Source organism: Paenibacillus kribbensis (assembly GCF_001705305.1).
GTDB classification, from domain to species: Bacteria; Bacillota; Bacilli; order Paenibacillales; family Paenibacillaceae; genus Paenibacillus; species Paenibacillus kribbensis_B.
Map to the genome: position 1 here is coordinate 187,654 of NZ_MCBP01000005.1, position 11,830 is coordinate 199,483.

General features: G+C 42.7%; 12 protein-coding genes. 7 read left to right on the plus strand and 5 right to left on the minus strand.

Annotated features, from left to right (window positions below; all coding sequences use genetic code 11):
• Positions 1-3: 3 nt before the first annotated feature.
• The gene (locus tag BAZ21_RS11820) at positions 4-714 is read left to right on the plus strand and encodes a B3/B4 domain-containing protein (protein WP_068500396.1); all 711 of its coding nucleotides are present in this window, start codon (positions 4-6) and stop codon (positions 712-714) included.
• Entirely contained in the window at positions 704-856 is a 153-nt protein-coding gene (locus BAZ21_RS28970; RefSeq protein ID WP_176718142.1) for a hypothetical protein, read from the plus strand. The genes BAZ21_RS11820 and BAZ21_RS28970 overlap by 11 nt, the downstream gene beginning before the upstream one ends.
• Before the next feature lie 122 nt (positions 857-978).
• Here the strand turns inward: BAZ21_RS28970 and BAZ21_RS11825 are convergent, their stop codons facing one another.
• Positions 979-2,829, minus strand: coding sequence for a beta-glucoside-specific PTS transporter subunit IIABC (locus BAZ21_RS11825; RefSeq protein WP_068500401.1), 1,851 nt, complete (start codon positions 2,827-2,829; stop codon positions 979-981).
• 120 nt (positions 2,830-2,949) lie between these two features.
• Positions 2,950-4,230: an apiosidase-like domain-containing protein gene (locus BAZ21_RS11830; protein ID WP_068500405.1), complete on the minus strand. Its 1,281-nt coding sequence runs from the start codon at positions 4,228-4,230 to the stop codon at positions 2,950-2,952.
• 244 nt (positions 4,231-4,474) lie between these two features.
• Between BAZ21_RS11830 and BAZ21_RS11835 the strand changes: the two genes are divergently transcribed.
• On the plus strand, positions 4,475-5,536 hold the full coding sequence (locus BAZ21_RS11835; RefSeq protein ID WP_068500408.1) for a LacI family DNA-binding transcriptional regulator: 1,062 nt from the start codon (positions 4,475-4,477) through the stop codon (positions 5,534-5,536).
• 116 nt (positions 5,537-5,652) lie between these two features.
• On the opposite strand, the gene BAZ21_RS11840 is transcribed toward BAZ21_RS11835, so the two are convergent.
• The gene (locus BAZ21_RS11840) at positions 5,653-6,582 is read right to left on the minus strand and encodes an NAD-dependent epimerase/dehydratase family protein (RefSeq protein ID WP_068500410.1); all 930 of its coding nucleotides are present in this window, start codon (positions 6,580-6,582) and stop codon (positions 5,653-5,655) included.
• Positions 6,583-6,904: 322 nt separating this feature from the next.
• Between BAZ21_RS11840 and BAZ21_RS11845 the strand changes: the two genes are divergently transcribed.
• Both BAZ21_RS11845 and BAZ21_RS11850 read left to right on the plus strand, forming a co-directional pair.
• Complete coding sequence (locus BAZ21_RS11845; protein WP_068500413.1) at positions 6,905-7,822, plus strand: NAD-dependent epimerase/dehydratase family protein; 918 nt, start codon at positions 6,905-6,907, stop codon at positions 7,820-7,822.
• Positions 7,823-7,894: 72 nt separating this feature from the next.
• Positions 7,895-8,611, plus strand: coding sequence for a glycosyltransferase family 2 protein (locus tag BAZ21_RS11850; RefSeq protein ID WP_068500416.1), 717 nt, complete (start codon positions 7,895-7,897; stop codon positions 8,609-8,611).
• Positions 8,612-8,784: 173 nt separating this feature from the next.
• Here BAZ21_RS11850 and BAZ21_RS11855 read toward each other — a convergent pair whose 3' ends face one another.
• Both BAZ21_RS11855 and BAZ21_RS11860 read right to left on the minus strand, forming a co-directional pair.
• Positions 8,785-9,849, minus strand: coding sequence for a glycosyltransferase family 4 protein (locus BAZ21_RS11855; protein ID WP_068500419.1), 1,065 nt, complete (start codon positions 9,847-9,849; stop codon positions 8,785-8,787).
• Between the two features lie 28 nt (positions 9,850-9,877).
• On the minus strand, positions 9,878-10,228 hold the full coding sequence (locus BAZ21_RS11860) for a hypothetical protein (protein WP_068500421.1): 351 nt from the start codon (positions 10,226-10,228) through the stop codon (positions 9,878-9,880).
• Between the two features lie 166 nt (positions 10,229-10,394).
• On the opposite strand from BAZ21_RS11860, the gene BAZ21_RS11865 reads away from it, so the two are divergent.
• Together BAZ21_RS11865 and BAZ21_RS11870 are read left to right on the plus strand one after the other, a co-directional pair.
• Positions 10,395-11,612, plus strand: a complete 1,218-nt coding sequence (locus BAZ21_RS11865) for a glycosyltransferase family 4 protein (RefSeq protein WP_068500423.1) — start codon at positions 10,395-10,397, stop codon at positions 11,610-11,612.
• 20 nt (positions 11,613-11,632) lie between these two features.
• The gene (locus BAZ21_RS11870) at positions 11,633-11,815 is read left to right on the plus strand and encodes a hypothetical protein (protein ID WP_068500425.1); all 183 of its coding nucleotides are present in this window, start codon (positions 11,633-11,635) and stop codon (positions 11,813-11,815) included.
• Positions 11,816-11,830: the final 15 nt, after the last annotated feature.

The following is an 11,830-nucleotide window of genomic DNA, read 5'->3' on the forward strand; positions in this document are numbered from 1 at the left end:
TTTATGAAATTCTTAGTAGAAGACAAGGTTTTTGAAACACTTGATACAGTTTGTTTTGCCGTTGTAATTGCACATGGAATAGATAATACTGTGCAAAATTTGAAGATTCAAAAGCTTTTGGAGGAAAATATGCTTTTGTGTCAATCCTCTCTTGAAGGAGTGAATGTGAAAGAAATAGAATCGGTATTATGCTACCGAGAGGCTTTCCGTAAACTTAATGTAAATCCAAATAAATACATGTGTTCTATCGAAGCATTATTGACGAGAATATCTAAGGGGAAAGGTATACCAAACATTAACACGGCAGTTGATTTGGGCAATGCCGTATCACTTAAATATAAAATTCCGATTGGTGCACATGACATTGATACAATGAATGGAGAAATGACTTTGCGCTTTTCAGAGGGGCAAGATTATTTCCTTCCATTTGGTAGTACAGAGATTGAGTCGGTAGATAAGAATGAAATTGTGTATGCTACTGGTAACTCAGTGAGAACGAGAAGATGGACATGGAGACAAAGTGAAGAGGGAAAAATCACTACTCAATCCAAAAATGTTTTCTTTCCGATTGACGGCTTTTCTGATACCAATATGGATAACATGCTTTCTGCTCAAAAAGAACTGGGCAATATGCTTAAGTATGAACTTGGTTGTAATGTGAGTATCGGATGGGTGGATGCTAAGAATAAAAGCTTTAGCATAAATGCTATTTAAGTTTAGTGTGAATTGGCACAATGAGCAATGGCAGAAGGCTGAATACTGGCTATACCGTGCCATTGCGGAAGCACCGCATTTACGTGAGCCTTATACGGAAATGGCCTGCCGTTGCATGATGAACTCGCTAGGTGTGAGGTAACTTCCCCACCGCCCTCATCGGCACGAAGCGCCAGGGAAGCTCACTGTCTTCGAGCTTCCCTGGCGCTTCGTATACATGCCATCCGATTTGACTTCGGTTCGTCCTCTCCAAATGCATGGACTCTATCTAATATTCAATAAGCGATCTCCAGCTTGAATAGCAGTTGTATTTTCCACTTTGATATCCGTGTACACGGCTGTATTGGTTACAATGACAGATGTGGTGGTATCATATCCCTCATCTGCTATAGCCTCTGGATCAAATTCAACCAGCTTGTCCCCTTTTTGAATGGTATCCCCTTCAGACACAAAAGAAGTGAAATGCTTACCTTTCAGGCTCACCGTATTAATTCCGATGTGAATGAGCAGTTCGACGCCATCCTCAGAAATAAGTCCAATGGCATGCTTTGTTTTGAAAACAGTAACAACCGTTCCGTTAAACGGCGCATAAGCCGCCCCATCTTTCGGAATAATGGCCGCTCCCTGACCCATCGAACCGCTGGAGAAAGCCTCATCATTTACTGCGGTTAAAGGGATCAATTCACCGTTTAGAGGACTGAATACCACTTTTTCCTCCGCTTTGCTTTCATCTGCAACCTTAATCTCAGGCGCAGGTTTAGCATTTTTATAGCCGAAAAGATAGGTCAGGATAAATGCGAGTACAAAAGCCACAACCAAAGATATGATAAAGCCGATGAAACCTGCATCTATACCTTTTGGATTAATGAACAGCGGAATACCAAAAACCCCGCCTGAGGCAAAACCATATGCCGTTGATCCCAGAAAACCTGCTGTGGCTCCCCCTATACCTGCGGCAATGGAAGCTAAAATAAACGGTTTTTTGGCAGGTAGCGTAACCCCGTAAATAGCTGGTTCCGTAACTCCCATCACCCCCGCAATTGTAGCAGAAGTGGCAATAGGTTTTAATTTAGGGTCACGTGATTTCAAAGCAATGGCAAAGGCCGCACCGGTTTGAGCAAAAGTAGTACAGAACAACATCCCGTTAATCGGATCAAACCCGTTCGTAACTACATTATTCAAGAGAATTGGAATAAACGCCCAATGCAGACCGAAGATAATAATGCCCTGCCAGAACCCGGCCAGAACGAGACCAGCCACAGCCGGACTTAAATGGTAAATCCACATGGAGCCATTAGCTAACCCATCGCTGATTATAGTTGCTATCGGCCCGACAGCCAGAAAAACAATCGGTGATATGATGACCAAGGTCAGAAAAGGCACAATGAACATTTTAATGGAGGCAGGTGCATACTTGCTTATCATTTTTTCAACCTTAGCTGCCAAAAATGCTCCAATAATGATAGGTACAACAGAAGAAGTATAATTAATCAGAACGACAGGTATGGTCAAAAAGGAAAGCGCCGTTTTATCCGTAAAGGCGGCAGTCATGGTCGGATACACCAAGGCGGCCCCCAAAACAGCAGACAGGTACGGGTTTCCTCCAAATTTTTTACCTGCTGAAAATCCTAGAATAACCGGAAAGAAATAAAACATAGCGTCTGCTGTCGCATATAAAATTTTATACGTGCCCATCTGATCCGTCATCCAGCCCAGGGATGTGCATAAGGCCAACAGTCCTTTTAGAATCCCCACAGCGGCGAGCACACCAACAACGGGCATGAACACGCCTGAGATGACATCGACAAATCGGCTGAATAAACTGGATTTCTCATTGCTTTGCTCTTCTTGATTCGCCTGATCCGGCTTTACGCCCATCGTCTCCAAAAGAGCTTCATAAACCTTGGGGACCTCATTACCAATAACCACCTGGAATTGGCCGCCGCTTTCTACGACAGTAATCACACCGTCAATCTGCTTGATTTGTTCCTTATCAGGCAATTGATGATCCTTCAGTTTGAATCTCAGCCGAGTCACACAGTGAATGACACTGTTTATATTTTCGTTTCCCCCAACCGAGTTTAGCACTTCTCTAGCCGTCTTTTTGTAATCCATCATGATCACTCCTTCATGGATGCGTTTTCTATTTTCTTATTGGTGATATTCGGGCTTGCAATCGCGGCAATAATGATGGCGCTTATGCCACCTGCAAGCTTACCCACGATCATGGCTGTTTTATTTCGTTCCGATGATCACAACATCACTTTCAAAATTATGCATATCTATGACGGATTGATCAGCCTGGACATATACCTCCGTTTGTGCAAACCGTCTCTCCGCTAAATCAATAGTTGTAAACTTGTAGTCCTGCACGTTGATACTTAGTCGCACCTTCGTGTTGACCGGGATATACAGGACGATGGTATTCTCGTTCCCCGCCGCTCTGATCTCCTCTGTCTTGTTTAAAACAATATCCAGCGGCTTCATGCCGATCAGGTTATACATTTCAAACAAATATTTTATAAAGGAATAATCCCATGCGCCCTCAAAACGCAATGCTGTTCTCCAATCATAGGGACTATCAAAGCCCTCCCCTTCTACAATGCCGAACTTCTTGCCTTTTTTATGCCAGCTCCAAATCCCGTGCGCTCCGTAGGTGATTCCCGCTCCCCCGCCTGCAAGAAGACTTTGCCATGCCGCTTTTCTGGCATCCAGCGCAGTGTATCTACCATACACATTGCGGCTGTAACTGATCTGTTCATAGCAAGGTTCTCCATTGATGATCGGGCGTATTCCTGGCTTATGATAAAAGTGCTGGGCAATCTCGTGGGCTACATGTTGAAACTGGGAATTATGTCCTGATTGATACATATAAAATCCAAGACCCTTGTGTTTTTCAAAGATTTCAGGAATTTCCCTCAATCTTCCTTGGATATGCAGTGTAGTTAAGCTTGCCGGGCTTAATTGCTGTACCGTTTCCAGCGCCTTCAAATAGTACGCATTCGCACGTTCTGTAGGAAAATCAGTATCCCCGCTGATCAAATATACAGGCTCGAACCGGGAATAGCGGTTTACAACATACGTTACATAGCTTTCAACGCAATCCAGCGGCATTTTATTGTCCTTTTGGAACATTTCAGCCCATGTATCCGGCACATAGTTACACCACAGAAGCACCAAAGCTGGAACAAATCCGCGCTCTACAGCCATCTGTATCATGATTTCTGCCCGGTCAAAATAGGCCGCGTTTAATGTGTGGTAGTCAAAATCTCCATTTTCCAGTAATGCAAACGGCTGCAGATTCAAATCCGATTCACTTGCGTCCCATTGTCGGAGCATATTGAATTGCAAAACGTTGAAGCCCTGCATCTTTCGATAGTCCAGGTAATCGCTCCACTCTTCAATCGTCGCGTTGGTAAACGCGCTCCAGACGGTATCCGCCAAATAAAAGAAAGGCTTGTCCTCTTGTGTAAAATATCTTTGATTTTCAGCAATACTTAAATTCAAATAAATCACCTTTCCTTTCTTGCCCTAAGCCTACCCACTAACAAAAAAACTAAATAACGATATTAATTTAGATGGTAACACATAAAATAAACTAAATTAAAGCGCTTTACAATTGAATACTACCATTACAAATCATAAATGGTCAACTCATTTTTATAACTATCTTTATTTAGTTTAGTTTAGTTTATAAAATGAAATTTACATTAAAATAATGTTATACTTTATATAGTTTAGTCCAATAGGAGGTTACACGTTGAAAATTGATGATATTGCCAGACTTGCCGGTGTTTCAAAATCGGCCGTCTCTCTTGCTTTTAATAACAAACCCGGTGTTAGCGAAGAAACCAAGGAGCATATTTTAAAAATTGCCCAAGAGCATGGATATAGACCACGGACCATGAAGTCAAATAAAGAATTCACTAAAAATCACCATGTGATTCGTTTTGTTGCATGCAAAAATACAGGTATCGTGACCGAGCAATACGAGTCACTTCCTTTTTTTAATGAATTAATTCATCATATTACCAGTCAGGTGAGAAACCATGGAAATACTCTTATTTTTTCGTCTTTTGATAGTCACAGCCTTGAAGAGGAATTGTCTGCCCTGGAAAAGGATCAGCCCTCCTCAGGAGTGCTTCTGCTGGGCACCAATTTAACTTCCGAGATTATTCATTCTATACAATCCATTCATACCAATATCGTTATTCTGGATACTTGCTTTGAACACATCGACGCCAGTTTTGTATCCATTAATAACTATCTTGGCGGGTACCAGGCAGGCCAATATTTAATTCAGTCTGGACACAGACAAATAGGATACGTGCAATCCAGTACCAGAATCCTTAACTTTAAGAAACGAAAGGAAGGATTTATGGCGGCTTTAGAGGAACATGATCTTTCCATAGATGATAGTCTAACCTTTAATATGCATCCCATGCTTGTGATGTCACAGGATTCTTTCAAAGCAGCTATTCAAGAATTAACGGAGCTTCCTTCGGCCCTGTTTTGTGAAAATGACTACATGGCGATTAGCGCAATTAAAACGTTTCAGGAAATGAATATTCGAGTACCTGAGCAAATTTCCGTTATGGGGTTTGATAATATTCATGAGGCCAAGGTCATCAGCCCTGAGCTCACTACCATTCATGTGAAAAAGGATGTTTTGGCTCAGACAGCTGTAAGCTTGCTTATGGAGAAGCTCAATCAAAACCAGGAGCATCATACGCAGGTGCTGGTGAATACCGAGGTCATTGAGCGAAAATCTTGTTTAGCCACTCAATGGAGCTTTTATCAGGAGAGGCGTTATGATTCATAACTATGTATAGTGGACATGCCTTTGCTTGCTTGTCATCAATCTGAATGAACCGTATAAATAATAAAAAGAGGCTGAATTTTATCGTTCAGCCTCTTCCTGATTCGCGCGCTTAATCACTACCTTCCTTTTTCTCCTGAACCCATGCTGCTCGCATACGTTTCCTTTAGACCGGCAGAGATGCCGTATAGCGGCTCCCAACGAAGCCAATGGCGGGCGACTGCGTTACTAAGACAACTATAGTGAATATCTCCCGCCCGTGCAGGTGAATATACGGGGCGGACGGACGAACCGTGCAGCCTTAGTAAATCATAAGCCAGTCGATTGATGGATGTCGTTCTCCCCGTACTTACATGTACCGTGCGTTGATCAGCAGCACGTATAGCCGCCATATTCGCTCTGACTACATCCTTGACGTACACAAAATCGCGGGTTTGTGTTCCGTCTCCGTGAATGAGCAAGGGGCTGCCTTTTTTCAGCCTCTCCATAAAAAGAGCGACTACGCCCCCCTCTCCCTTCGACGCCTGACCAGGACCATACACATTTCCGTAACGCAAAATCGTATAGTTCATACCGTACAAGCGATGAAAAAGCCGAATGTACGACTCTCCGGTCAGCTTGGACAACCCATAGCCCGAGATCGGCTCCGTGGGATCGTCTTCCTGAATACATTGCTTTTCCAGTTCTCCGTATACGCCGGATGTAGACGCAAATATAAATTTGGCTACACCGGCTTCATGACAAACCTGCAACAAATGAATCGTCCCCAGCACATTCACATCCGCATCCTCATCCGGTCGGCAAATGGAATGCTGCACATCCGCCTGTGCCGCCAAGTGAAACACAATATCCGGACTTTCCCGAATCAGCAGCGTCCGGGTTTCGGAGCTGCGAATATCCCCAATATGCATGACCGCGCGCGGGTCCACATTTGCGGCATTCCCGGTCGTCAGATTATCCAGCACATGCACTCGAATGCCCGAATCAGCAAGCGCACGCACCAACTGGGAACCGATAAATCCAGCTCCTCCGGTGACTAAAGCCTTCACGAGCGCACCCTCCTTTTATACCTGAACGGGTCGGCGCTTGAACCTTACCAGCAACTACGGAGATAGATGCATCCCGCACGTTGTTTATGCCAGTATGACAGGCCCATATGCTGCTATCCCCTCTCGCACTATGTTATGCGTTGCTCCATAGCTTGGCGCAGGCGCAGGCGCAAGCACAAATAGATACCTAAAACGAGCTTGCATGCGTACAGGCGTCTAGATAGAGGAAAGTGCAGAATTGAAGAGAGTTCCCTTATATAAGACCAGTCCAAATCGAGCTCTGTTGAATATGAATACAATAAAGAAAGGAGGAGAAACTCGTATGAAAGTTGTTGTAACGGGTGGAGCCGGCTTTATCGGATCTCACCTGGTCGAAGAACTGCTTGTACAACACGCGAAAGTGCATATCATTGACAACTTCTCAACTGGTCTTCACAGTAATGTTCCAATGAATGCAGTAGTTCACGAGGTTGATATCAATACCCATGAGGCCTGGCAAGTCATCATGCGTGAAAAGCCGGATATTGTGTTTCACCTTGCCGCACAGGCCGAGGTTCATCGTTCGATGCTGGAGCCAAAATTTGATGCAGACGTAAATATTTCCGGGACAGTGAATATCCTTGACGCTTGCCATGCGTCCTCAGTTAAGCATATTGTATTTTCTTCTTCTTCAGCGTTATATGGCAATTTGCAGCGTTCACAGCTTTCTGAGGACGATCCTATTCATCCCGCTTCCTATTACGGACTTTCTAAATGGGTGGGTGAGAATTATCTTCGTTTATTTTATGAGTTACGCGGACTCTCTTATACCAATCTGAGATATGCCAATGTATATGGACCACGTCAAACAGTAAAAGGAGAAGGATGTGTGGTAGCCCTAATCATACAAAAGCTACAGTCTGGGGAAACATTCAATGTCCATGGAGACGGCAAACAAACACGTGACTTCGTATTTGTGAAAGATGTTGTACAGGCAAATCTCTCCTCAGTTAAACTAGGTAAGCAGCAGACATTGAATATCGGGACTTCCAGTAGCACTTCAATTAATAGACTGATTGAACTGGCTGAACAGCTCCACGGATCAAAACTCCCCACAGCTCACACCTCTTCCAGACCAGGGGATATCCGGCACAGTTGTCTAGATAACACTAAAGCACGCCAACAATTGAAATGGAGACCCCAATTCAATATGATTGAAGGTTTTACAGAAACATATCATTATCATATTTTCAATAAATAGAAATAATACTATGTACCATTAAAAAATGCCTTTCGTAAGCTAAATAAGCAAACCGGAAAGGAATGAATTACATTGCTGCCCAGAGTTTCGATCATTATCCCCTTTTACAATTGTCCTTATATCAGTTATTCCATAGAAAGTCTGCTTGCTCAGACTTATCCGAACCTTGAAGTTATCGTTGTTGATGACGGTTCAACAATCCACACCGATAAACTCCAACCTTATCTGAGTTCAATCCAATATATTGGTAAACAAAATGGCGGCACTGCCAGTGCCGTTAACCACGGATTTCATTTGGCCAGTGGCGAATATGTCGGATGGCTCTGTTCCGATGATTTATTTTACCCGGACAAAGTGTTGAAGCAAATGACATTTATGCTCACTCACCAGCTTCATGTATCCTTTTCCAATAGTGACTACATTAACCCGGATGGAACAATTGCATCTGCATTGTGGCCAAAAATAACAAGCCAAGCCGACCTTTGCCGACGCTTTCAATTCCAAAATCCCCTTAACGGCTGCGCGGTGATGATGAGAAAAGAAGTGTTGGCGCATGTTGGCATGTTTGATCCAGGCCTACCCTACACACACGATATGGATTTATGGATTCGTATCCTGCTTGCAGGCTATGAAATGGGCTATCTAGATGAATCCCTAAATCAATATCGGGGGCATCCCAACACAGTCACGAATCGCAAGAGTGATCATGTATTGGAAGAATTCCAATTCCTGCTTCACAAGTACCATGACCAGCTCCAGCAACGTATCGTTCGTCTTGAAAATCCATAAACAACAGGAGTATTTGCACTTCTTGGACCTTCATTGGAATAACCTTTTGGTTTATCCGATCAGGTTCAGAAGTGTTTTTTTATGAAAATCAAAAAAAGCCCGCACCTGACAACAATAGGCACCGGCTTGCGATGTAGTTCATATGATGCGTTCCCTTTTGCCCAGTGTCTCACTCAACCAACCTCACGTGCCATACTAGTCAAGTGTTCGGCGTAAGCATGAAGCGAAAAATTTGCCACAACATGTTTTTGCGCCGTCTGAATAATATAATCCCTGACCATCTGATTATTCATTAAATCCAATGCTTCATTTACAGCTACCGTGACCTGTCCCAGCGGGTACAATTTACCTGTTTGTCCGTAAGTTATCATATTGATCACTCCGTCTTTTTCGGAAGAAAGCACCGGACAGCGGCAACTCATCGCTTCAAGAACAGAATAAGGGGCCCCCTCTTCCTTGGATGTAGAGATCAGCAACCCCCCTGAGTCCCCAATCATTGAATAATGTTCCATCATCTGGACATGAGGTACGTTATGGCGAAGGGTGATATGAGGGGTCAACCCAAGCTGATCCATGGTTTCCAAAAAGTTTTTCCGTTCACTTTCTAGAGTAAAGGTCGGATCTTCATATATCCAGAATTGCAAATTCGGCTTATGTTGTAGAAGATAATGGCAGATCACGAGAAACTCGCGCCAGTTTTTATTGTCCTCTGCCCTGCCGATCCATGCAATGATCGGAGATGACTGCTTAGGAAGCTCTTTATACGTAAAATGTTCAGCGTCAAATGGGTTATTAAAATAAAATTTGGGGATTTGTGAAAAAAATTCTTCATATAAAGCACTGATATGCGGGGTACAGGGATTCAATAATCCGGAGGCGTAGGCAGCTACACAAGCACTGGCGCCTGACAAGGCACTACGTGCGGCATTTTTCGCACCATACCCTTGAACTTCTAAAATAAGCTTCCCTGTATATCCGAGACATCGAAACCGTGGGAATGCGGTATGGTCTGTTGTCACAACAATGAAGTCATATCCATTAGTATTCAAAATTCCACGTATTTCTTCATCACTATTCGTAACAAAAACCTCATGATCTGTATTGTTATGCAGAGCGGGACTGGGAGAATAATATAAGCAGTGGCCTTCATGACCGTACATTTTCAGAGCTTGACAGCGATAACGATTAAGCGGATCGATTCCCCCGCCGGATAAGTAAAATACAAATAAAAATTTCAAAAGATTCTCCCTCGCTTTCTTCTACAACCTATTGATCCAGGAGTACAAAGTCTTGTTCTGTAAATACGGCAACAAGATTTCCTTCATTTTTTGCGTAAACAACCATTACCGTTGAATCAGGCTGATTTATATTCGTGATGACTTCGAGTCTAAACGGCAGATAACTGGTTCTAACATCGTTAATATTGATCGTGGAACATACGAGCGGTACTGTTTTGATCTGATTAAGCGACAGGTGTACTCTATCGTTTCCACAATAGCCGATCATTAATGCTTCATACACTTTGGAGCCCGGATTTTGAATAACAACATCCAAGCTGTTAATGTACCTCGAATCTATACGGGCATTCGCATCTGCTACTAATTGAAAAACCGACAAATACCACACCCCCCTTTCTTGGGAATACTAATTTATATGAATAATGAAACCAATAGGTTTGGACCTTTAGTTATTTCTTTATAGAAAGGCACTCAACCATACCTTCTGAGCTTAAAAACATATAGTGTTATGAATAGCTATTACACAGGAAATGAGGAAATAATAAATGAAAATATTACTAGCAACAAACTGGCTTCTTCCTCACTTGGGTGGAGTCTCAAACTATATGACGATAGTCAAGAAAAAACTTGAAGAAATGGGACATGAAGTGGATTTGTTTGGAAAAAACAATACAGATTCATACTACATGTTAACTACAGGAGAACAATTGAACAGGTTCGATCATCTTCATCCGATGCTGGAAGCCAAGACTAAACCATTGTATGAGCAGCTTTTTAAACATAGGTTGGATTCCATTTTCCACATTGAGGTAGAACGATTCGTGCTGGAATTAACGTTAGCCTACCTTGACTTGCACAAATATGATCTGATTTACAGCCAGGATGTTATTGCAACCTATGCCTTGTCACGAGTAAAACCCCAAAAAACCCCTTTAATCGGTTCTGTCCACGGGGATATTGTAAGAGAGGTATCGTTTGTTTGGCCTCCAGAGGAATTAGAAAAACAAAATGGACTGTTGTTAAAATATTACTCCTTCCTGGAACAATTGGGTGCCAAGTTTGCTGATCAAACCATTGTTTCCTGTAACTACATGAAGAATAGTTTGGTCAGCAAACATGCTGTAGCTCCTGAACATATTCGCGTTGTTCCACTCGGATTAGACATATCTGATTTTTACGCGAACATGCAACACCCCGTTCCTTTTTCCCCTCCCAACGGCAAAAAAGTGATTTTGTTCGCTGCAAGGATTACTCGCTTAAAAGGACTTGATATTCTTATCCATGCGTTATCCTTGTTGTCTAACGTCCGTAATGACTGGGAATGCTGGATCGCGGGTGACGGCGACGCGACAGAAGAGATGCAGCAACTTGCATCACGTCTGAGCCTGAACCAGCAAATTCGTTTTCTAGGGAAGCGAGACGATATTCCTGCCTTATTGAATAAAACTAGTATTTTCCTCCTGCCTTCTCTTCATGAAATACTGCCTTACTCCGTAATGGAAGCTCAATTGGCAGGAAAAGCAGTGATCGCAACGAATGTTGGTGGGGTTTCTGAGTTAATCCAGGATGGTATTACCGGTCTTCTGGCTCCAGCTGGAAATAGTGAACTGCTATTTAATCATTTAAATACACTACTTAATCATGATCGACTGCTTAATGAGCTTGGTCATAATGCCAAACAGCATGCCTTACACAAGTATTCTGCCGATATGCTGGTCCATAATTTGACGGAAGTGTTTAATGAGGTTCTGCATGTCCAATAATTAATGAGGGAGAGATATCGATGAGTGATTCCTATAAAGTCATTTCAGATTTATACAACATTCTGTTTGTTAAGCCAACATCTGATATTGATTTGTTAGTAGATTATAAAATATGGAATAGAATTAAACAAAATCTTCCTGATTCCTATTTTGTACCGGATCAAACGACCCTTTACTTTTTAAATAACTATTTAAACCATTGACTTAAAATGCGGCAG

Bases quoted from the DNA above. Each gene is read 5' to 3' on its own strand.
- BAZ21_RS11870 (WP_068500425.1), top strand. From the start codon at position 11,633: ATGAGTGATTCCTATAAAGTCATTTCAGATTTATACAACATTCTGTTT.
- BAZ21_RS28970 (WP_176718142.1), top strand. From the start codon at position 704: ATGCTATTTAAGTTTAGTGTGAATTGGCACAATGAGCAATGGCAGAAG.
- BAZ21_RS11820 (WP_068500396.1), top strand. From the start codon at position 4: ATGAAATTCTTAGTAGAAGACAAGGTTTTTGAAACACTTGATACAGTT.
- BAZ21_RS11865 (WP_068500423.1), top strand. From the start codon at position 10,395: ATGAAAATATTACTAGCAACAAACTGGCTTCTTCCTCACTTGGGTGGA.
- BAZ21_RS11825 (WP_068500401.1), bottom strand. From the start codon at position 2,829: ATGGATTACAAAAAGACGGCTAGAGAAGTGCTAAACTCGGTTGGGGGA.
- BAZ21_RS11845 (WP_068500413.1), top strand. From the start codon at position 6,905: ATGAAAGTTGTTGTAACGGGTGGAGCCGGCTTTATCGGATCTCACCTG.